Genomic DNA, 22,839 nt, shown 5'->3' with positions numbered 1-22,839 from the left:
AAAGCCTCCTTCGCGATAACGCGAAGGAGGCTTTTTATTTTATGGTAGCCCCGAGGAGAATCGAACCCCTATCTAAAGTTTAGGAAACTTCTATTCTATCCGTTGAACTACAGGGCCATGATAGATATCGACTGCAAAGATAACGCATTCTCCCGATTTGGCAAACCCCGAAGAATAGATTTATACAAGAAGAATATGCAAATACCTCCTATATCAATAAAGAATAGACGAGCGATCATAAGAATGAACTCAAAACACAAAAAACGAAAGAAAATTCAATTAAAATACAATCATATATCTACCTATCAAGCCGATTGAAGAGCAATTCGTCAGAAGAAGGGTTAAGAAGCAATATCAATCTGTTTGTCAGAATGCCTATATTCAGACAAAATGCAGACATTTTGCTTACTCCGGAGAACAAAATAGCAGCAAAACGGGTATCTTTTAATAAAGCCCTACAGATAAATCAGAAAAGATTTTGTTAAGTCACTTAACTTTGCGAACTTTGCCTGCCACATATATAGGGAAGTGACAAACAAAAAAGACACGCTGGTGGTTAATATTCTAAGAACACACTAACACCGGTTAATGTTAATCCTAAATTTAAATATATAAATAGAATTATGGCAGACGAAATGATGGTTAAAGAATTAGAGGAAGTGGTTGTCCGCTTCTCCGGCGATTCCGGCGACGGTATGCAGTTGGCCGGCAACATCTTCTCGAACGTGTCGGCTACGGTTGGAAATGACATCTGTACATTTCCCGATTATCCGGCAGATATTCGTGCTCCGCAAGGGTCGCTGACAGGTGTGTCGGGTTTTCAGGTACACGTTGGCGCAAGTAAAATATTCACTCCCGGTGATCATTGCCACGTATTGGTAGCCATGAATCCCGCCGCACTGAAAACTCAAATTAAATTCTGTAAATCGCAGGGACTGGTTATCACCGACTCCGACTCCTTCGGAGAGAAAGATTTGGAAAAAGCACAGTTTAAAACAGGCAACCCTTTTGAAGAACTGGGAATTAAACAACAAATACTCGAAGTCCCCATCTCCTCAATGTGTAAGGAAAGCCTTAAGGACTCCGGACTGGACAACAAAGCCATGCTGCGTTGCAAAAATATGTTCGCCCTCGGATTAGTATGCTGGTTGTTTAACCGTAACCTGTCCGCCGCAGAAAAAATGCTGAACGAGAAGTTCGCCAAGAAACCGGAAATTGCCGCTGCCAACATCAAAGTGCTGAACGACGGTTACAATTATGGAGCCAATACGCACGCTTCTACTTCCACTTACAAAATTGAAAGTAAAATTCCAAAAGCTGCAGGACTCTACACCGATATCAATGGTAACAAAGCTACGGCTTACGGCTTAATCGCCGCTGCGGAAAAAGCCGGGCTGGAACTCTATTTAGGATCATATCCCATTACTCCGGCTACCGACATCCTGCACGAGCTTGCAAAACATAAATCATTAGGTGTGAAAACCGTTCAGTGTGAAGACGAGATTGCCGGATGTGCTTCAGCCGTTGGTGCGGCTTTTGCAGGCGATCTGGCTGTGACAACGACTTCGGGACCGGGTGTATGCCTGAAAAGCGAAGCCATGAATCTGGCTGTTATTGCCGAACTTCCATTGGTTGTAATCAATGTACAGCGTGGAGGACCTTCTACCGGTATGCCAACCAAATCGGAACAAACCGACCTGCTGCAAGCTCTCTACGGACGCAATGGCGAAAGCCCGATGCCCGTCATTGCAGCCACTTCGCCCACTAACTGCTTTGATGCCACCTATATGGCTGCCAAAATAGCTCTTGAGCACATGACTCCGGTAGTATTGCTGACCGACGCCTTCATTGCCAACGGTTCTGCAGCCTGGAAACTTCCTAACCTGGACGAATATCCGGCTATCAAACCGCCATATGTAACACCGGATATGGCCGGAACATGGACTCCGTTCCAACGTAACGAAAAGAGCGGCGCGCGCTATTGGGCCGTTCCCGGAACAGAAGGATTCATGCACCGCATCGGCGGGCTTGAAAAGAGTAATGAAACAGGTGTAATCTCTACAGAACCTGAGAACCACCAGAAAATGACGCTTCTACGCCAGGCTAAAGTAGAAAAGATAGCCGACAGCATCCCCGAACTTGAAGTACAGGGCGATACTGATGCCGACCTGTTGGTAGTTGGCTGGGGCGGTACTTATGGACATCTCTATTCAGCTGTGGAACATATGCGCAAAAACGGAAAAAAAGTGGGACTTGCCCATTTCCAATATATCAATCCGCTGCCTAAGAACACTGCTGAAGTACTGAAGAAATACAAAAAGATCGTGGTGGCCGAACAGAACCTGGGACAGTTTGCAGGATATCTGCGCATGAAAGTGCCCGGATTGAATATCAGCCAGTTCAACCAGGTAAAGGGCCAGCCGTTCGTAACGAGAGAACTTGTAGAAGCATTTACTAAATTATTGGAGGAATAAGAGATGAGCGAAACAGTATATACAGCAAAAGATTATAAATCAGGCCAGCCTCGTTGGTGCCCGGGATGTGGTGACCATGCTTTCCTGAACTCTCTGCACAAGGCCATGGCCGAACTGGGAGTAGCTCCACACAACATTGCCGTAATCTCCGGTATCGGTTGTTCTTCCCGTTTACCTTATTACGTCAACACTTACGGTTTCCATACCATCCATGGACGTGCAGCTGCTGTCGCAACAGGAGCCAAAGTAGCTAATCCGGATTTAACCATCTGGCAGATTTCCGGTGATGGTGACGGTCTGGCTATTGGCGGTAACCATTTCATTCATGCAATACGCCGCAATATTGACCTGAATATGATCCTGTTGAACAACCGCATCTACGGTCTGACTAAAGGCCAATATTCTCCGACTTCCGATCGTGGTTTCGTCAGCAAATCGTCTCCTTACGGAACCGTAGAAGATCCGTTTCATCCGGCAGAGCTTTGCTTCGGAGCACGCGGACGCTTCTTTGCGCGTTGTGTAGCAGTAGACGGACCGGCATCTGTCGAAGTCCTGAAAGCTGCCGCTAACCATAAAGGAGCATCAGTTGTAGAAGTTCTGCAAAATTGTGTTATCTTCAACGACGGCACACATGAATCGGTAGCTACCAAAGAGGGGCGTTCCAAAAATGCAATCTATCTGGAGCATGGCAAACCGATGCTCTTTGGTGAGAACAAAGAGTTCGGACTGATGCAGGAAGGTTTCGGACTGAAGGTAGTGAGATTAGGCGAAAACGGCATTACGGAGAAAGACATCTTGGTTCACGATGCTCACAGCCAAGACAACACTCTGCAACTGAAGTTAGCACTGATGGAAGGACCGGATTTCCCGATTGCGCTTGGTGTGATTCGCGACGTGGAAGCTCCGACCTATAACGATGCAATTGTCGAACAAATCGATGAAGTGAAAGGCAAAAAGAAGTATCACAACTTCAAGGAGTTACTGATGATCAATGAAACATGGGAAGTAAAATAAAACGCCTTTCCCGTTAATTCATGGAGATGTGTCATAACTCTTTTCACCACGGAGTAACACGGAGTATCACAGAGTCTTTTATTAATAATCAATAACTTAAAATCGCCTCTGTGTTACTCTGTGTCCTCTGTGGTGAGTTTTGACATATCTGTCCCGTCCCGGCATCGTTTCATTCCTTCCATGTATGCTCTGGTCTGTATTTCTTCACAAATAACTCCGGTCTGTCTGTAGCCAACACATCCACTCCAAGTTCTATAGCTTTCCGATCGGACTCTTCCACATTATCGGCGCCCAATGCCAATGCAAGCACTCTCAGTCCTTTTTTATGACAACGCTCCACCAGATGCTTATCCAGCGAATCAATCCGGATAACCGCAATATCAGGGTTTATTTCCGCTATAACCTTATCAAGTTCGGCACCACCTCCCACATACGCTTGCAAAGTCCGTACTTCAGGAGCTGCCTGACGAAATGCTTTTGCTTGTGTGTCCGACCAAAAAGTGAATGTACAATTTTCCAGCATTCCTTCTCTGCGCACCAGCCCGAGCAATTGTCCGAAGTCCCCCGAACGATAATCAAGGGTCAGCTTCAATCCATTCTGTTTGGCCTTCCGTAATAAAACCTCTAACCGGGGTACGCGCTGCTCCCTGAACTCTTCTCCAAACCACGAGCCTGCGTCCAGCGTATCGATATCGGCCGAAAGCCATTCAGCAATCGGCCCCGATCCATTCGTCGTACGGTCTAAAGTGGAGTCGTGCAGCAAATAGAACACACTGTCCTTGCTGATACAAACATCACACTCCATAAAGTCAATCTTATATTTTATACAAGAATCCGCCGAAGCCAACGTATTCTCCGGTGCAATGTAATCGGCTCCCCGATGCCCGCTCAGTTCCGGCAACCGGATGGGATCACTCTTACAAGCCCCGACGGATAAAGCAAGAGACGTATAAACAGCTATTGAGAATATTTTAGAAAATTTATTTTTCACTTTAATTATATCTTTCCACGTTTCATTATAGTGGTTACAAAGATACATAAATCTCTCCTTTCTTGTTTGCCATCAGAAACCATTTTATAAAAAAACAGCCTGCCTTCTTCTCCCGAATCCATATTCAGAGAGCAAGAAGGCAGGCTGTCCGCCCATCACCTTTTCTATCTTTTTTACTCTTTCTCCCCAAAAGCAAGATCACCCGCGTCACCCAATCCGGGAACAATGTAAGAATGCTCGTTTATCTCAGGATCGATAGCTGCACACCAGATTGTAGTTTTATCTTCCGGCAGAATACTGGCTATATGGTCAACAGCCCTTTGGCTGGCAATAATCGAAGCGACATGAATCTCAGAAGGATGTCCCTTGGTCAGCATAGCCTGATAACTCAGTTCCATACTGCCACCTGTGGCAAGCATCGGGTCTGTAATGATAAGAGTTTTTCCATCAATACGCGGTGAAGCGATGTATTCAATATGTATGTCGAATTTCAACGTATCTTTGTACTTGCGATAAGCTGAAACGAACGCATTCTCAGCATAATCGAAGTAACTCAGGAAACCCTGGTGGAAAGGCAGTCCGGCACGAAGTATCGTACTGATAACTAACTGATTGTCCGGCGTACTGACAGGTGCTATTCCCAACGGGGTCTGTATCTCCTTTACCGAATAAGCGAACGTCTTGCTCATTTCATAAGCCATTACCTCGCCGATACGTTCAATATTACGGCGAAAACGCAAGCGGTCGTTTTGAACCTCAACGTTCCTTATCTCTGATACATACTGATTCAATATTGAGTTTGTCTCACTTAAATTAATAATCTTCATCTTTTCAACTGCGTTTTAATATTCAGGTTTTATACGGTGCAAAGTAAGTGATAATCTTTCAATTTGCAACGTTCAGTTTGCAGATATTGTTACGTAAACATAAAACGGTTTCTATTAAAGAAAAATTTCTCTAATATATTCTTTGTTTCCAAAGAAAGCATTACTTTTGTAGTCGATTTACAAGGGGATGTTTAAAAACATTCCATTCCGAACGCCAGAAAAAAGAGATAATAAACAATATACCAATTTTAATTAATTCAAAAGAAAATGGCAAATTTAGATTTAAGCAAGTACGGTATTACAGGTGTAACTGAAATCCTGCACAACCCGTCTTACGATGTTTTGTTCGCTGAAGAAACAAAACCAGGTCTGGAAGGCTTTGAAAAAGGTCAAGTAACAGAATTGGGTGCTGTAAACGTAATGACTGGCGTTTACACAGGCCGTTCTCCTAAAGATAAATTCTTCGTTAAGAATGAAGCTTCTGAAAATTCAGTATGGTGGACTTCTGAAGAATACAAGAACGACAACAAACCTTGTTCAGAAGAAGCTTGGGCTGACCTGAAAGCTAAAGCCGTTAAAGAACTTTCTAACAAACGCCTGTTCGTTGTTGATACTTTCTGTGGCGCTAACGAAAGTACTCGCATGAAAGTACGTTTCATCATGGAAGTAGCTTGGCAGGCACACTTCGTAACTAACATGTTCATCCGCCCGACAGCTGAAGAACTTGCTAACTACGGAGAACCTGATTTCGTATGCTTCAACGCTTCTAAAGCAAAAGTTGACAACTACAAAGAACTGGGTCTGAACTCAGAAACTGCTACAGTTTTCAACCTGAAGACTAAAGAACAAGTTATCCTGAATACTTGGTACGGTGGTGAAATGAAGAAAGGTATGTTCTCAATCATGAACTACATGAACCCGCTTCGTGGTATCGCTTCTATGCACTGCTCTGCTAACACAGATATGGAAGGAACCAGCTCTGCTATCTTCTTCGGTTTGTCTGGTACAGGTAAAACTACTTTGTCTACTGACCCGAAACGTAAATTGATCGGTGACGACGAACACGGATGGGACAACGAAGGCGTATTCAACTACGAAGGTGGTTGCTACGCTAAGGTTATCAACCTGGATAAAGAAAGTGAACCGGATATCTTCAACGCTATCAAACGTGACGCTCTGTTGGAGAACGTAACAGTAGCTGCTGATGGCAAAATCAATTTCGCTGACAAATCAGTAACAGAAAACACTCGTGTTTCTTATCCTATCTACCACATCGAAAACATCGTTAAACCGGTGTCTAAAGGTCCTCACGCTAAACAAGTTATCTTCTTGTCAGCTGATGCCTTCGGTGTATTGCCTCCGGTATCTATCTTGAACCCGGAACAAGCTCAGTACTACTTCCTGTCTGGATTTACAGCTAAATTGGCCGGTACAGAACGTGGTATCACTGAACCGACTCCGACATTCTCTGCTTGCTTCGGTGCTGCATTTTTATCATTGCACCCAACTAAATATGCAGAAGAATTGGTTAAGAAGATGGAAATGACCGGTGCTAAAGCATACTTGGTTAACACAGGATGGAACGGAAGCGGTAAACGTATTTCTATCAAAGATACTCGTGGTATCATCGACGCTATCCTTGACGGTTCTATCGACAAAGCTCCTACTAAGGTTATTCCTTTCTTCGACTTTGTTGTTCCTACAGAACTTCCGGGTGTTGATCCGAAGATCCTTGATCCTCGCGATACTTATGCTGATCCTGCACAGTGGGATGAAAAAGCAAAAGACCTTGCCGGTCGTTTCATCAAGAACTTCGCTAAGTTCACTGGAAACGAAGCTGGTAAGAAGTTGGTTGCTGCTGGTCCGAAACTCTAATCAGACAAAGTTAACAACTTTAAATAAGCAAAAGGCGACTCTACAAAGAGCCGCCTTTCTTTTTATCCTGCACTACAAAACCCACCGATTAGCATCTTTTCTCAATTAACATTGTTAATACCGTTTTCATATTACTTTTTTCCTATATGCAAACAACAAGCCTTCTGCTTGTAAAAGACTTGTTATTTGTTATCAGAACCCTGCCTTTAACGCTCTGTTAAAACGAAGGTTGCAATATAAGAAATCCATACTATTCATTTTCCTGATTTTCAATACATCAGATAGAAAACAAATCTTATTCTTTAAGATTTCGTCCATTCATTCTTCAAAGACATAATTACCATCCTGACAAGTAACTACCGCTTCAAGATAGAAAAAATAAAAGTCAAACGAAACAATCCTCCAATACGGATACGGAATAAATCTTGCAAAAATGATACTTGCGGAAAGAACGGAATTATCTAATTTCTCAGAATACGATAAACCACATTGAAAGAATCGACAACCCTTATAAATGATATATAATAAAAATAATGATAAAAATCTCAGCAGAAAAATAGGCTAAGTTCTTTCAGTACTTAGAAATTATACGAAAAGACAACAGATAGCTCTTAGAACCAGTTAACCATTGTATTTGCAATTATTAGTATTTATTATGGGGTCAAAGATAACAATAAGTTAATATCCCTGCAACTTTTTACTATATTTTTTTATGCCAACATAATTTATATAATAAAGATTTAATATCATTAAGATTTTCATTTATTCGGTTAGCACTGAAATGGCAGAAGAAACATGCAGATAGCGTTCACAACTCTTCCCATAAACGATAATAAACTATATTCCAGGTGAATATATAAGTAAAAGGTAGAAAATAGGTATTATACCTCCCACTCAAAAGCATTAAAATATTCGGCCAAGCATCTTCACCGTTTTACACTCCACTTAATACACCATTAATAATCAATCTAATACAGATGGTAAAAGTACTGAAAGAACCTATCTCATTTAGCTCTATTTTTTCCAGATAACAATCAGCATAGTTCAGCAAGGTTATTGAACAGACTTAATATTATAAACCAAAAGCTAATGCCTATGAGAACCTGAAAGAATCCTCCCAAATCGATGTAGATTAGACAGTCTGATCTATATCCTCCAAATCACATTTTTATGTTTAACCGAATAATTTAATGTATGACAAAAAGAACTAACCTGTTTCCGAAGCTCACATGCCCTCGAGAAATGCACTTTTTGAAAATAGCAGGCATCAGTCTCCTGTTATTCTGCACGACATCACAAGTTGCCGTAGCAGACACTTATGAAACATATGCTGTCACAGCCACACAGCAGAGTAAAACGGAGAAACTCACAGGTAAAATAGTCGATGAAAACGGAGAAGCCATTATCGGTGCCTCGGTAAAAGTACAAGGAAGCACTATCGGTACCATCACCAATATGGAAGGAGAGTTTATGATACCGAATGTCCCTAACAAGGCCGTACTCGAAATCAGCTACATCGGATATAAGCCTTTAGAAGTCGTTGTCGGAAAATCCAAAGACTTACGCATCACCATGGAAGAAGACACCAAGACATTAGATGAAGTCATCGTGGTAGGTTATGGCACGACTTCCAAACGTAAAACCACTGCTGCCATTGCCAGTGTCAACACCGAAGACATCATCAAAGCACCAACGGCAAACATCACCCAAAGCCTGGCGGGACGTGCGCCGGGTCTATTGGTTACAACCAGCGGTGGAGGTCTGAACAATTTCTCCAGTATCTCTATCCGCGGTGGAGGTACTCCTCTATATGTAATCGACGATGTTATCTCGGAAGAACGCGATTTCCGCAACCTGAATGCTGAGGATATCGAACAGATCACAATTTTGAAAGACGCCGCTTCTACCGCCGTTTACGGAGCACGTGCCGCCAATGGTATTGTAATGATAGTCACCAAGCAAGGTAAAGCAGGAAAAATGAGCGTCAATTATAACTTTAACTATAACTGGAGTCAACCTGCCAATATGCCCAATAAACTGGATGCTCACGATGCAGCCTTCTACAAGAACATGAGTATGACCAATGATGGATTAGCACCGGCTTATACGGATGCCGAGCTGGAATTGTTCCGTAACGGGTCAGATCCACGAAAGTACCCCAATACAGACTGGCAGAAACTCTGTTTGAAGAACTTTGCACCGGAAATGCAGCATACCCTGACCGTTACCGGCGGTAGCGAAAAGATAAAAGCATACACTTCACTGGGATTCTACGATCAGAAGTCACTCTATAAGTTCGACGTAAACAGCTTCAAACGCTATAACTTCCGTACAAACATTGTAGCGGACTTCAAAGAAATAGGCTTGAAAGTTACTTCCAGCATCGAAGCTTATAAGACGGACTTAAGATCGCCCAATGCCAAATCAGGAGACAGCTATTATCACACCTGGGGACATATCCAGAATAAAGCTCCCTGGGAAATAGCTTATAATCCGAACGGACAGATATTCAACACGCCGGACAACCCATTGATGGAAATCTCCCCCGAAGCCGGATACACTAAGAACGAAAACCTCAGTGCCATAGCTAACCTCGCACTGGAATGGAGTGTACCTTATGTACCGGGCTTGCGATTAAAAGCACTGGGTAACTACCGCATCAACAACGACAAGTCAAAGAGCTGGAAAAAATCACCTTTAGCATATGACTGGGACGGCAATCCCAACGATCCGGGCAAACCTTCGCTGAGTAAGTCTTACTCAAACTGGTCATCGTACACCGTGCAAGGTTTTGCCAATTACGACCGCACTTTCAATCAGGTACACACGATCAGCGCCACAGCCGGTATCGAAGCTTACAAGCTCTTCACTGACGACTCATCATTATCCCGCGAAGAGTATTTGCTGGATGTAGACCAAATCGGTGCAGGTCCTGTATCTACAGCCAAAAACAGTTCTTCGGAAGGTGAACAAGCGCGTGCCGGTGTAGTAGCCCGACTGAAATACGACTATGCCAGCAAATATGTGGCCGAAGTTAGTCTCCGTTACGACGGTAGCGACAACTTCCCCCGAGGCAAACGCTGGGGAACATTCTATGCCGGATCTCTTGCATGGGTCATCTCGGAAGAAAGTTTCTGGAAGACATTAAAGGACCGTCATATCTTCGATCAGTTCAAAGTGAGAGCTTCTTATGGAGAGATCGGTTCAGATGCCATCGGACGCTATGCCTACCTCCAATCATACGGACTAAATGATCGTGGTTACCTGCTGAACGGAAGCTGGTATCCGGGATTTTCCGAAGGCGCTCTGGTAAGCAAAGATATTACGTGGTACACCACCCGTGACTTCAATATCGGCTTCGACTTCGGATCACTCAACAATCGTCTTTCTGGTTCTGTAGACTATTTCCGCAAAAGTACCAAAGGTTATCTGACCTCTCCGTCAGCAGTAGCTTATACTGACCCGTTGGGTATCGCATTACCCAAAGTAAAGTCAAACGGTGAATTCATCCGCCAGGGTGCTGAGTTTATTCTGCAATGGAAAGAGAAGAGAGGTGATTTCGAATACACTCTTTCGGGTAACTTTACTTACTTCGATCAATACTGGAATATCAACCCGAATGAAGCGGAGACAGATACCAAAAACCCATACAAACGCACGACTCAAGCCAAAGGATATTGGGGTATCGGATACGACTGTCTGGGCTATTACCAGAACCAGGAAGATATAATGAACTCACCTAAAAGACAGAGTTCCACCAACCTGGGTGCAGGCGACCTGAAATACAATGACTTCAACGGTGACGGTATCATTGATGGTTCCGATCAACACCGTATCGGTAAAAACAGTATGCCTCGCGGTCAATATGGTTTCAGTGCCGACTTGAACTATAAGGGTTGGTTTATGAACATGCTGTGGCAGGGAGCTACTCCGGCCGACCTTTATATGGGCGGTATGATTCAGGGAAGCCAAAGCGGCAGCGGTTATCCTCCTGTTATCTATGACTTCCAGACCGACGTATGGACTCCGAATAATACGGGAGCCCGCTATCCACGTTTGAGGAGTACGGCGAGCTACAACGGCAGTAACAACTACGGCAGCTCAGACTTCTGGCTGATCAACACAGGCTATCTTCGCCTGAAGACATTATCCATCGGCTACGACTTCAAACATAAACTACTCAAAAGAGTGGCATGGATGAATAAATGTAACGTTTCTCTGAATGGTTATAACTTATTGACTTTCAGTAAAGCGAATAAGTTCGACATCGACCCGGAAATCGGCGACGGCAACCTCTACACCTATCCGGTTTCAAGAGTATACTCCATCAGTGTCAATGTAGGATTCTAAATAGTATGAACTTAAAAAGAAGACAATATATGAAATTCATAAAATACATCACTCCTGCGCTCTTTTGCGTAGCACTGACACTCCAAAGCTGTGAACACTTCCTGGATACGAAGCCCATGGAATCTTATTCGGAAGACCTCGTCTGGAGCCTAAAATCGACAGCGGACGCTTTTGTATTGCAAACCTACAACAATGTCCTTCCGTTCTATCACGATATCCGCACGGAGGAGCAATGGACCTTGAATTCGGTCATGCGCCAGAACTGCCCGAATGAAGCCAGAGATCTTATGAACCGTGACTGGTCATGGGGATTCAACCAGTTCGGCACCATCCGCCGATGTAACCTGATCATCGAAAAATCGCAAGCGTCTACAGGCTTGTCCGATGCGGATAAGAAAGCATTGGCAGCCGAGGGAAAGATGCTGCGTGCAATGACCTATTATTATATTGCCAAGCATTGCGGACGTGTGATCTGGGTAGACCATGTATTGGCTGAAACGGATGAATTCAACTTACCGCTCACAGAATCTATCGACAAAACGTACGACCTGATCCTGAAAGATATAGATGATGCCATCGCAGGACTGCCCGAAACCTCCCTGCAAGGGCGTATCAATGCCAATGCAGCCCGTGAGCTGAAATCAGAAGTATGCCTGACAGCTGCTGCCTACAGCACAGACGACACCCGCAAGAAGTCACTCTTCGAGCAGGCAGTAGCGGCAGTAGACGGCATACAAGGATACACACTGGACAGCAATTACGGCAGTATGTTCAATCAGGATGGTGCCAGGACATCTCCCGAAATCATTCTGGCACAATATTACAGCAAGGATAACACCAACGGTGCAGGTACACTTATGCAGGAGATGCTTCCCAACCAGAGCAACAAACGCCTGGAGGACTACGGAGGACGTCCGTTCTTCAATCAGGACCTGGTGTTTGAATGCTGGCTGGAACACTCACCTTCCCAGAATCTGGTGGACGATTATTTAGTAATAGACCAGATTACCAACCAAGGCGTGAAATGGAATGAGTCGACCCAGTTCCTGAACAACACGACACCATTATCCAATGCCGACGTAGCGGACATGGCTGTAGATGCCAAAGAGCTGGATGACAACAGCCTGGCGTATCAGACAAACAGCAACGCTCCGGACGTGCAGATCAATGACTTTATGTACAAGAACCGTGACCAACGCTTCTATCACTCCATCCAGTATGATTCGTGTATGTTCTACAATGAGCTGATCACTCTTCATAAGGGCGGAAACCTGCATAGGACAGCCGTAGACGGTAAGACACCGGGCAACGGATACATCCCCATAACGAACTACATCTGGCGCAAATATATCTATGTCAACGCCGAACGCATCTTCTGGAACAATCCGACCGACTACCATTATGTCATCTTCCGCTACGGACGTGCATTGTTGAATAAGGCCGAAGCTTTGCTCGGACTGGCCAAATACGATGCCTCCAAAGTGAGCAGTGCGGTAGCCACATTCAACCGGACACGCACCACCCACGGCAATCTGCCTCCTTCCATCGCCGCTTCACTGGCCGACGCATGGAACGATTATAAGATTGAGCGTCACGTAGATCTGGCTCTGGAAGGCGATTACTACTGGAGTCTGTTACGCTGGGGCATGTACGGCGGCGAAGCCAATCACGGGAAACCCGCAGGAGACATCATTCCGGAATTGAGTTCACCGGCCACCTTTGTTGAGATCAGCCAAGACAGGCATCGCATGTTTGTAGGTACTGTAGGATATACCAATGCCGACCGTACATTCTCCAAGAAACGCTACCTGTTCCCGATCACACAAAGCATCATCAATGCCAACTCCGCCATCAATGACAGCGACCAGAACCCGGGATGGTAAACACAACAGTTCATTCATTAAATAAATTAAGAAGGAAATAATATGAAGAGAATCAAATTATCAGATACCAAATGGTTTATGTTACTGCTGCTGATCTGTGCTCCCATCATCAGTTCTTGCAGTAAAGAAGATCTGCCCGCCTACGAAGAGGCGGAAATAACCAAAGTAGGTGCTTATCACCGCTTCTACTCCGGCGATAAGGATGCCATCACGGGAGAAAACATTGTAGCCGAAAAAGAGTTGGACCGTACAAACAATATCGACTCGGAGCACGGTGTAGCCACTGCCGTATTTACAATTCCTGCCGCAGGGGGCAAATTCACAGAGGCCGAACGCGCTAAAGTGTCATTGAGTAACCTCGTGGTTTACGTCAATGTATCTACCGCCGCCCGCGTCACCCCATTGGACGGTTCACCCAAGTTCGGTGTTCCTGCCGATTGGACCCAGGAGCATAAATACAGCGTAATGGCTGCCAACGGTACAAAGAAAATCTGGACAGTGAAAGTTACTCTGAACAAATAGTCCCCCGGCTGATTATGACTTGTAGAAGTCACAGGTTCAATAGGTAAGTATTGCTTAATTATCAGATGTTCTCTGAAGCCGTCGGGTAAACATATTTATGGAAATAAATAGTAACCCGGCGGCTTCTATTTAGCTTCAAGCAATCCACTAATACAGAAAAATCATATACCTTTGGATACCCAATTCATCTTATCCAATAATACATTTAAAGCAAGAGGAGACTACATACCATGAAAAAGTATCTGCACATCCTATCCGCCTTCTTTTTATTTTGCGCTACCACCCACGCACAGCAGAAAGATACCATCTACGTCACCGATATAGACTGTACCTATAATGGAGGCCCCGGCCATGCTGTGATCGCCATACATCCCTCCAGCAAAGTCATCGATGCCGAACGCCCGGTACACCAGAACATCCGCATAGAGAATAACACCTTCAGAGCATTCGACTACCCGGTGCTCTACGCCAAGAGTACGGCAGGACTCCTGTTCAGGAACAACACCATCGTCCGCACGGAAACTTTTCCTACCACATCCGGTAATCCGTACGTTTTCTATCTGAACGGTTGCAAGAAGCCAGTGATAGAAGGCACCGTATTCGAAGGAGAGGTCCCCCGGCAGAGTATAAAAACAGAGAATATGAAAAGAAAAGATCTGAAAACAACGATCAAATAATCCCTTCCGCTTATGAAAAAGCCTTCATCACCCACCTCTCCCCGCCTGGCCTCACTGGACATCCTGCGCGGTTTCGACCTTTTCCTGCTGGTCTTCTTCCAGCCGGTATTGTGGACATTGGCACATCAACTCAACCTCCCATGGCTGAACAGCATCCTTTTCCAGTTCGATCATGAAGTGTGGGAGGGGTTCCGTTTCTGGGATCTGGTAATGCCTCTCTTCCTCTTCATGACAGGAGCCTCCATGCCGTTCTCGTTCTCCAAGTTTAAAGACAATCCGGACAAAGGACCCGTTTACCGCAAAATCATCAAACGCTTCATCCTTCTGTTCATCTTCGGAATGATTGTACAGGGCAATCTGCTGGGCCTCGACCCGAAACATCTGTACTTATACTCCAACACCCTTCAAGCCATTGCCACAGGCTATCTGATTGCCGCCATCATACAGTTGCATTGCAACTTCCGCTGGCAGCTGATCGTCACAGCCCTGCTATTACTGATCTACTGGATACCGATGACCTTCCTGGGCGACTTCACCCCGGAAGGAAACTTTGCCGAGAAGGTGGACAGGCTGGTACTGGGGCATTTCCGCGACGGAGTGTTCTGGAATGAAGACGGCAGTTGGAGCTTCTCTGCTCACTACAACTACACCTGGATCTGGAGCAGCCTCACTTTCGGGGCTACCGTGATGCTGGGAGCTTTTGCCGGAAAGATAATGAAAGCAGGCAAGGATAATCGCCGGAAAGTGGTACAGACCTTGCTGATAATCGGCATATCCCTGATAGCCTTCTCACTGATATGGAGTCTGCAAATGCCCATCATCAAACGGTTGTGGACAAGCAGCATGACGCTTTTTTCCGGCGGACTTTGCTTCCTGCTGATGGGTGCCTTCTACTACCGGATAGACTACAAAGGACACAGCCGCGGGCTGAACTGGTTGAAAATATACGGCATGAACTCCATTACGGCTTATATCTTGGGAGAGGTCATCAACTTCCGTTGCATAGCAGCATCCGTCAGTTACGGACTGGAACAATACTTGGGCGGTTATTATCAGGTGTGGTTAAGCTTAGCCAACTATCTGATTGTATTCCTTATCCTACGGATCATGTACAGGCAGAAGATATTCCTGAAGATCTGAGTGGGAAGATCGGAAGTGTCAGCCATCTGCAGAATCATAGCGCAAAAAGAAACCGAATAGCACTTTTCGCTGACAGAGCTTCTATCCGTTTCGGATGCTTCAGGAGAAAAAAAAAGCCGAACGGCAGCTTTCGTAGGTGAAAAGCCGGGTTCCGGGGGTAAAAGAGCCTTGCTTTTCGGAAAAAGAAGCAAGCATTTACTCCGAAAGGAGTAAGCATTTACCCGGAAAGAAGTAAGCATTTTCCTAAAATGTCCTTATGTTCCGGAAATATCTCCTATTGTTGTCCAGAATATCTCCTATTGCGATCCGAAACGGGTCTTGGCGAAAGAACTTTTTCTCCCGTTGACCATTGCAGACAAAGCATGGCACACTGACAGAAAAGCAGGAAGGAGACCGGAAAAGGAACTATTTACCGGCGGAACCGTCATTCCACCTTCAAAGTAAAAGCAAACAAGCCCAAAGACGGGAAATGTGATATCGGACATTACACGCAGGGCGCGTTTTTTTCGCCCGGGCTGCCAGTCGGTCCTAAAGAAACGATTCTGAAGAGGTCCGATAATCAAAGTGACACTTTGCTCACGGGTGATCTCGGTAAGGGGAACACGCATAATAAAATAGAACGTTTAACAGATAATTTTTATAAGTATGAGACTACATGTACTATCACTCACATGCCTGCTGCTTACAGTAGGAGGCGCAGGGCCGATCGCAGCCCAAAAGCCACAAAACTATCCGTACGGTGTTCCTTCCAGCCCGTGGGAGGAGTCTTTTGGCAATCACCGGGCTATACTGCAAATAGAGAAACCGGCAAAGGTGGTGGCGCTCGACTTTGAATGGCGACGTCCGGACAAGGATGTAGACGACAGGCGGTTCCTGGTTATCCATGCGGCCACCGGAGACACCATCCGCAACATCCGGCGGATAGAAGTGAACAATGAACACTGCCGCCTGCAATTCGGCCCGGTCAAGGAGAAAGGCACGTACTACTTCTACTACCTGCCCTATCGGGTACAAAATGGATACGGATTCTACAATGGCGGATACATTCCGAAAGAAAGCGCACCGGACGCAACCTGGCTGTCCGAGGCCGAAGCAACCCGCAAAAGCCCTCAGGCCAAAGTGGTCAAAGTAGAGTCGCGACAGGCTTTCGACAGTTTTTATCCGATGGAAGTTGCCGCAACGGCCCGGGAAAAAGAAAACTACGTCAACCGCAACAAAGCCGCCCTCTACCTCTTTGCCGAAGATCGCAGGTTCCCCATCCGGATGCGCAACAACCTCCCCACCAAATGGCTGGCAGACAAACAGGGAAAACTGTTTCGGGGAGAAGCAGCCCCCAATGAATACTATACCTTCCAGATCGGGCTTTGGGCAGCCGTGAACCAAGCAGACAAGATTGCTTACCGGGCTTCTTCCCTGAAGTGTGGCCGGGAAATAATATCGGCAACAGCCATTACCTGTTTTAATGTCGAAGGAACCGATCCTTACGGAAAAGCGTTCAAAAAAGAAGTAAACGTACCCAAAGGAGAGGTACAGGCTCTCTGGTTCGGAGTAGATATACCCGACGGGCAGAAAGAAGGAGTCTATACAGGCACCATCACCATCAGTGACGCTAACGGAGCGCAAGGCGTAGTCCCCGTAAGCATACGAATAGCGGGAGAGCCGCTGGCCGACAGAGGCGACAACGAGTTGTGGAGATATAGCCGCCTGAGATGGCTGAACTCGACACTGGGCATAGCCGATACACCTACCGGACCCTATACGGCGATGACGGTAGACGAGAACCGGATCGGATGTCTGGGACGCACCGTTACGGTGGACGAAACCACAGGGCTACCCGCACAGATTCGTTCATGGAACAACGACGTGCTGAGCAGCCCCATGCGGTTTGTGATACAAACCGCCGCCGGGGTGAAAGAGCTGAAAGCCATCCCCGAACTGACGGAACATACCGAAGGCCATGTGACCGGAAGCTGGAAGGCTGAGGACGAAGAGATGACCGTAAGCTGCAAAGCAATCATGGAGTTCGACGGATGGATGAACTACGTATACACCATCACACCTAAGAAGCGGATAGAGGTGAAAGATATCCGCTTGGTATTGCCGGTCACGAACAAAGTAGGAACTTACTTCCTGGGGATGGGCCTTCCGGGGCAAGCCACGCCTCAACAATACGACGGTAAATGGGACGCACCGGAGAAAACGGTGAACAACTTCGGAGTATCGATTCCTACATCGAAAGAGCAACAATGGCTGTGGCCGTTCGACAGCTTCTGGATCGGAAACGAACATGCGGGTATCCACTGCGAATTCAGGGGAAGCACCTACAGCGGTCCGCTATTGAATCTGTATCGTCCGGCCTATCCGGAAAGCTGGTTCAACGGGGGTAAGGGCGGATTCGCCATACGGAAAGAGGCAGACGGAGTGAAAGCTGTGGCATACAGCGGAGAACGCACACTCGAAGCGGGTAAGCCCATCACATTCGACTTTGCCACGATCATCACTCCGGTGAAGCCATTGAATATGAGAAGCCAGTTTACAGACCGTTATTACCACAACGGCCCTAAACCGACACCGACTCAGGCTGATATCGAAGCAGGCGTGCGCATCATCAACGTTCATCAGGGGAATAACTACAATCCGTTTATCAACTATCCGTTCCTCACAGTAGACAAGATGAAGGAGTTCACCAAAGAGTGGCATGCCAAAGGGTGTAAGGTGAAAATATACTACACACTACGTGAACTAAGCAACGCCACATCCGAAATCTGGGCCATCCGCAGCCTGGGACACGAGATACTGAGAGGCGGCAACGGCGGAGGCTTCCCATGGTGTCGCGAACACTTCGTGGCGGACTACACGCCACAGTGGTACGAACACTTTGACTATGCCAACGCACAGGGCATCACGGCCGATGCCTCCGTACTGACAGCGGAAGGAGACTCCCGGTGGTACAACTACTATATAGAAGGATTACGCTGGATGGTGCAGAACATGGACATCGACGGTATCTATCTGGATGACGTTTCCTTTGACCGCCGTATCCTGAAACGGATGCGCCGCGCCATGGAAAGCGTAAAGCCGGGATGCCTGATCGATCTGCATTCGAATACAGGATTCTCGAGGGGACCTGCCAATCAATATACGGAGTTCTTCCCGTATGTAGACAAACTATGGTTCGGTGAAAGCTTCCTTTACGATAAAATGACACCGGCCAACTGGTTGGTAGAATCGTCAGGTATTCCGTTCGGACTAACAGGCGATATGCTGTACAGAGGAGGCAATGCATGGTTAGGGATGCAATACGGAATGACTGTCCGCTATCCATGGTACACCGAAGGAGTCAACTGCGATCCGCGACAGGTATGGAAGGTATGGGATTCATTCGGCATTGCGGACGCCACCATGCTCGGGTTCTGGGAGGAACATCCGGCCGTCTCCACATCCGACGAGGCTGTCAAAGTCACTGCCTATCGCAAACCGGGAAAGACCCTGCTATCCATCGGCAACTATTCGGATGAAGTGAAGAGCGTGAAACTGAGCATAAACTGGGAACAGTTAGGACTCGACCCGCAACAAGTGAAGTTGGTAGCACCTGAGATTCAGGATATGCAGGAGGCTGACGAATGGAATATTGACGACCCGATAAGTACAGCACCCAGAAAAGGATGGCTAATCTACATCGCTCCGCAGTAAACCCGAAGCAGTCTGCGTGAAAATCAATAGTTTTTATTATTTTTGCGCAGACTATGACAAACCAATATAACTAACCCCTAAAATAACACCCAAAACATGAAGAAACTTTATTCATTTCTCCTCAGTGCCCTGTTCGCTCTTCCGGCAGCACACGCCGGCGGCACCGACTACACGCAAGGGCTCTCCATCTGGTTCGACACACCGAATACGCTACAGGGCAGAGCCATCTGGTATGGCAGCCGTCCCGACCTCTGGAAAGGAGAAAGTAAACCGGAAAGTGCAGGAGACACTGCCCGGAACCCGGATGCCAACTGGGAGTCGCAATCATTGCCCATTGGAAACGGAAGCATCGGAGCCAACATCATGGGCTCGATAGAGGCGGAACGCATCACCTTCAACGAGAAAACTCTCTGGAGAGGAGGACCTAACACTTCGAGAGGAGCCGATGCCTACTGGAATGTAAACAAACAATCGGCACACGTACTGAAAGAAATACGCCAGGCCTTTACCGACGGAGACCAGAAAAAAGCCGAAATGCTGACGCGCAAGAACTTCAATAGCGAAGTGCCTTATGAGTCGAGCCGCGAAAAGCCTTTCCGTTTTGGTAACTTCACCACAATGGGAGAGTTTTATATAGAAACCGGACTGAGCGCTGTGAATATGAGTGACTATAAACGTATTCTCTCTTTGGATTCGGCATTGGCCGTGGTGCAATTCAAGAAAGACGATGTAGCCTACGAACGCGACTACTTCATTTCCTATCCTGCCAATGTGATGGCAATCCGCTTCAAAGCCGACCGGCCGGGCAAGCAGAACCTTACTTTCAGTTACGCCCCCAATCCCGTATCGACAGGAAGTATGTCGGCAGACGGTGCCAACGGCCTTGCATACACTGCCCACCTCGACAACAACGGTATGCAGTACGTCGTACGCATCCATGCCACTGCCAAAGGCGGAACATTGTCAAACGCAGACGGAAAAATTACCATAAAGGATGCCGACGAAGTAGTATTCCTCGTCACTGCGGATACGGATTATAAAATAAACTTTGATCCGGACTTCAAGGATCCCAAAACATACGTAGGAGTAAACCCTGCCGAAACCACTCGTCAATGGATGGACAATGCGGTAACCATGGGATATGATGTGCTGTTCAAACAACACTATGACGACTACGCCGCCTTGTTCAACCGAGTGAAGTTACAGTTGAATCCCGATCAGCAAAGCGCCAGCCTGCCTACAGCCAAGCGTTTGCAAAACTATCGCAAAGGACAACCGGACTTTTATCTCGAAGAACTCTACTATCAGTTCGGACGCTACCTGCTTATCGCCAGCTCAAGACCGGGCAACATGCCTGCCAACCTGCAAGGCATCTGGCACAACAACGTAGACGGTCCGTGGAGAGTAGACTACCATAACAACATCAACATACAAATGAACTACTGGCCGGCTTGCTCGACCAACCTCAATGAATGTACACTCCCGTTGGTGGACTTTATCCGTACATTGGTAAAACCGGGACAGAAAACAGCACAAGCTTATTTCGGAACAAGGGGATGGACCGCATCCATTTCGGCCAATATTTTCGGATTTACCGCTCCACTCGAAAGCGAAGATATGTCGTGGAACTTCAATCCGATGGCCGGTCCCTGGCTGGCAACACACATCTGGGAATATTATGATTATACCCGTGACAAGAAATTCTTGAAAGAAACCGGATACGATTTGATTAAGAGCAGTGCTCAGTTTGCCACTGACTTTTTGTGGCGCAAACCGGATGGAACTTACACCGCAGCTCCTTCCACTTCGCCCGAACACGGACCGATTGACGAAGGAACCACCTTTGTGCATGCCGTAATCCGCGAAATCTTACTGGATGCTATCGAAGCAAGTAAAGTGCTCGGAGTGGACAGCAAGGAACGTAAACAATGGCAAGAAGTGCTGGCACATCTGGCTCCTTATAAAGTAGGTCGCTACGGTCAGTTGATGGAATGGTCGAAAGATATAGACGACCCGAAAGACGAACACCGTCACGTCAACCATCTTTTCGGACTACACCCGGGACATACTCTCTCACCCATCACCACGCCCGATCTCGCCAAAGCCGCCAGAGTGGTACTTGAGCATCGCGGCGACGGAGCAACCGGATGGAGTATGGGATGGAAACTTAACCAATGGGCACGTCTGCAAGACGGTAACCACGCATACAAACTTTTCGGCAATTTGCTGAAAAACGGTACATTGGACAATCTGTGGGATACTCACCCGCCTTTCCAGATCGACGGGAACTTTGGAGGTACCGCCGGTATCACAGAGATGCTGCTTCAGAGTCACATGGGCTTCATTCAACTATTACCCGCACTTCCGGATGCCTGGAAAAACGGAAGTATTAGTGGAATCTGCGCCAAAGGGAACTTTGAGGTAGACTTGTCATGGAAAGACGGACAGCTTGCAGAAGCAACCATCTTTTCGAAAGCAGGTGAGCCTTGTACGGTAAGATATGGAGATAAGGTTCTCTCTTTCAAAACAAGTAAAGGAATAGTTTATAAATTGGCTTTAGATGGAGACCGACTGGTCATCAAATAATACTTTAGTATAATCCTATTAAATAAAAACATCCCCGGAAGAAAAGTTTTTTTCCGGGGATGTTTTTGCTTTATTACACAGACACTGATTTACCCAGAGAAACAGATCCATCATATAGAGATGTCCAAACCTAATCTTACCACCATCCGCATCTTACTACTACTGTTCTACTATCCTTATTAAAGAACTCAAAAAGTATCATATTTAACACTTTAGTATTTCTTAATCCAACAGTCCTAAATATAAACACTATTAAACAAAATCGGATAGGAAACGGAAAGAAAAAGACAAAAATTAAATATAAAGTCTCAAAACAAAAAACAGAAAATTCCGCTGAAGAAAAAGATTTTCATGATTAATATTAAATAATGCTCACCTGTGCATTATGAACGGAGTATAAGAAGAATTTAGTTCTCACGGAACTTATCGCCATTAAAGTGTTTCTGTAAATGTACCTTAACCTTTGACCTGTTCTTGTATTAATATTTTTTTGTTAACTTAGGCTAACTTGTGTTTATAAAATCACAATATCTCTTGGCAAAGATGCGATAACTTTTAATAATATGCAAGAATTTATAATAATAATTTTCTTTATCTATGTTTTGCACATCATTATTTTATTAAAAAGTAGCAGACAATAAATAAAATATGCCGCCTCAGAGGAAGGTGGTAGAAAAAAGACGCTTCTTTCTATTTGCATAAGATCTATCGTCGGGACAGAGCAGTTCCTGTATCATTTAATATAATTAGCTTTTCGGGGCTATGCAATTACAATTGCAAGTAAAACAATAAAGAAAAGGAACGAAT

At 45.9% G+C, this 22,839-nt stretch carries 12 protein-coding genes, 1 tRNA gene and 1 pseudogene; 10 read left to right on the top strand and 4 right to left on the bottom strand.

Annotation, left to right across the window (positions count from 1 at the left end; all coding sequences use genetic code 11):
• Positions 1 to 42: 42 nt before the first annotated feature.
• Positions 43 to 117: transfer RNA gene (locus FDF36_RS16405), tRNA-Arg, on the bottom strand.
• A 506-nt stretch (positions 118 to 623) separates the two neighbouring features.
• Here FDF36_RS16405 and FDF36_RS16400 point away from each other — a divergent pair.
• Both FDF36_RS16400 and FDF36_RS16395 read left to right on the top strand, forming a co-directional pair.
• Complete coding sequence (locus FDF36_RS16400; protein WP_220392074.1) at positions 624 to 2,474, top strand: 2-oxoacid:acceptor oxidoreductase subunit alpha; 1,851 nt, start codon at positions 624 to 626, stop codon at positions 2,472 to 2,474.
• A gap of 3 nt (positions 2,475 to 2,477) precedes the next feature.
• Positions 2,478 to 3,488, top strand: coding sequence for a 2-oxoacid:ferredoxin oxidoreductase subunit beta (locus FDF36_RS16395; protein WP_220392073.1), 1,011 nt, complete (start codon positions 2,478 to 2,480; stop codon positions 3,486 to 3,488).
• A 169-nt stretch (positions 3,489 to 3,657) separates the two neighbouring features.
• On the opposite strand, the gene FDF36_RS16390 is transcribed toward FDF36_RS16395, so the two are convergent.
• Both FDF36_RS16390 and upp read right to left on the bottom strand, forming a co-directional pair.
• Positions 3,658 to 4,527 carry a glycerophosphodiester phosphodiesterase family protein gene (locus tag FDF36_RS16390; protein ID WP_259281466.1) on the bottom strand — a complete coding sequence of 290 codons (870 nt, stop codon included), beginning with the start codon at positions 4,525 to 4,527 and terminating at the stop codon, positions 3,658 to 3,660.
• Between the two features lie 125 nt (positions 4,528 to 4,652).
• Positions 4,653 to 5,306 (bottom strand): uracil phosphoribosyltransferase, encoded by a 654-nt coding sequence (upp, locus tag FDF36_RS16385; RefSeq protein ID WP_005811733.1) that lies wholly within the window; start codon positions 5,304 to 5,306, stop codon positions 4,653 to 4,655.
• Positions 5,307 to 5,573: 267 nt separating this feature from the next.
• Here upp and pckA point away from each other — a divergent pair, with 267 nt between their 5' ends.
• The 6 genes and pseudogenes from pckA (at position 5,574) to FDF36_RS16355 (ending at position 15,753) form a co-directional block, all read left to right on the top strand.
• Complete coding sequence (gene pckA, locus FDF36_RS16380; protein ID WP_220392072.1) at positions 5,574 to 7,181, top strand: phosphoenolpyruvate carboxykinase (ATP); 1,608 nt, start codon at positions 5,574 to 5,576, stop codon at positions 7,179 to 7,181.
• 1,194 nt (positions 7,182 to 8,375) lie between these two features.
• Entirely contained in the window at positions 8,376 to 11,531 is a 3,156-nt protein-coding gene (locus FDF36_RS16375; RefSeq protein WP_220392071.1) for a SusC/RagA family TonB-linked outer membrane protein, read from the top strand.
• 29 nt (positions 11,532 to 11,560) lie between these two features.
• Positions 11,561 to 13,414, top strand: a complete 1,854-nt coding sequence (locus tag FDF36_RS16370) for a RagB/SusD family nutrient uptake outer membrane protein (protein WP_220392070.1) — start codon at positions 11,561 to 11,563, stop codon at positions 13,412 to 13,414.
• Positions 13,415 to 13,456: 42 nt separating this feature from the next.
• On the top strand, positions 13,457 to 13,936 hold the full coding sequence (locus FDF36_RS16365) for a DUF5018-related domain-containing protein (protein ID WP_220392069.1): 480 nt from the start codon (positions 13,457 to 13,459) through the stop codon (positions 13,934 to 13,936).
• A gap of 314 nt (positions 13,937 to 14,250) precedes the next feature.
• Positions 14,251 to 14,613, top strand: a pseudogene (locus FDF36_RS16360) (right-handed parallel beta-helix repeat-containing protein); the annotation flags it as partial.
• Between the two features lie 12 nt (positions 14,614 to 14,625).
• Positions 14,626 to 15,753, top strand: a complete 1,128-nt coding sequence (locus FDF36_RS16355) for an acyltransferase family protein (protein WP_220392068.1) — start codon at positions 14,626 to 14,628, stop codon at positions 15,751 to 15,753.
• Between the two features lie 296 nt (positions 15,754 to 16,049).
• Here FDF36_RS16355 and FDF36_RS16350 read toward each other — a convergent pair whose 3' ends face one another.
• The gene (locus FDF36_RS16350) at positions 16,050 to 16,361 is read right to left on the bottom strand and encodes a hypothetical protein (protein WP_220392067.1); all 312 of its coding nucleotides are present in this window, start codon (positions 16,359 to 16,361) and stop codon (positions 16,050 to 16,052) included.
• Between the two features lie 37 nt (positions 16,362 to 16,398).
• On the opposite strand from FDF36_RS16350, the gene FDF36_RS16345 reads away from it, so the two are divergent.
• Both FDF36_RS16345 and FDF36_RS16340 read left to right on the top strand, forming a co-directional pair.
• Complete coding sequence (locus tag FDF36_RS16345) at positions 16,399 to 19,446, top strand: glycoside hydrolase domain-containing protein (protein WP_220392066.1); 3,048 nt, start codon at positions 16,399 to 16,401, stop codon at positions 19,444 to 19,446.
• 96 nt (positions 19,447 to 19,542) lie between these two features.
• The gene (locus tag FDF36_RS16340) at positions 19,543 to 22,032 is read left to right on the top strand and encodes a glycoside hydrolase family 95 protein (RefSeq protein ID WP_220392065.1); all 2,490 of its coding nucleotides are present in this window, start codon (positions 19,543 to 19,545) and stop codon (positions 22,030 to 22,032) included.
• Positions 22,033 to 22,839: the final 807 nt, after the last annotated feature.

The sequence above is a fragment of the Bacteroides fragilis genome, from assembly GCF_019583405.1.
GTDB lineage: Bacteria > Bacteroidota > Bacteroidia > Bacteroidales > Bacteroidaceae > Bacteroides > Bacteroides fragilis_B.
The sequence above is the reverse complement of the archived record's forward strand: the minus strand, read 5'-3'. Positions and strand labels throughout refer to the sequence as shown.

Bases quoted from the DNA above. Each gene is read 5' to 3' on its own strand.
- upp (WP_005811733.1), bottom strand. From the start codon at position 5,306: ATGAAGATTATTAATTTAAGTGAGACAAACTCAATATTGAATCAGTAT.
- FDF36_RS16375 (WP_220392071.1), top strand. From the start codon at position 8,376: ATGACAAAAAGAACTAACCTGTTTCCGAAGCTCACATGCCCTCGAGAA.
- FDF36_RS16365 (WP_220392069.1), top strand. From the start codon at position 13,457: ATGAAGAGAATCAAATTATCAGATACCAAATGGTTTATGTTACTGCTG.
- FDF36_RS16350 (WP_220392067.1), bottom strand. From the start codon at position 16,361: ATGCGTGTTCCCCTTACCGAGATCACCCGTGAGCAAAGTGTCACTTTG.
- FDF36_RS16370 (WP_220392070.1), top strand. From the start codon at position 11,561: ATGAAATTCATAAAATACATCACTCCTGCGCTCTTTTGCGTAGCACTG.
- FDF36_RS16340 (WP_220392065.1), top strand. From the start codon at position 19,543: ATGAAGAAACTTTATTCATTTCTCCTCAGTGCCCTGTTCGCTCTTCCG.
- pckA (WP_220392072.1), top strand. From the start codon at position 5,574: ATGGCAAATTTAGATTTAAGCAAGTACGGTATTACAGGTGTAACTGAA.
- FDF36_RS16395 (WP_220392073.1), top strand. From the start codon at position 2,478: ATGAGCGAAACAGTATATACAGCAAAAGATTATAAATCAGGCCAGCCT.
- FDF36_RS16390 (WP_259281466.1), bottom strand. From the start codon at position 4,527: ATGTATCTTTGTAACCACTATAATGAAACGTGGAAAGATATAATTAAA.
- FDF36_RS16355 (WP_220392068.1), top strand. From the start codon at position 14,626: ATGAAAAAGCCTTCATCACCCACCTCTCCCCGCCTGGCCTCACTGGAC.
- FDF36_RS16400 (WP_220392074.1), top strand. From the start codon at position 624: ATGGCAGACGAAATGATGGTTAAAGAATTAGAGGAAGTGGTTGTCCGC.
- FDF36_RS16345 (WP_220392066.1), top strand. From the start codon at position 16,399: ATGAGACTACATGTACTATCACTCACATGCCTGCTGCTTACAGTAGGA.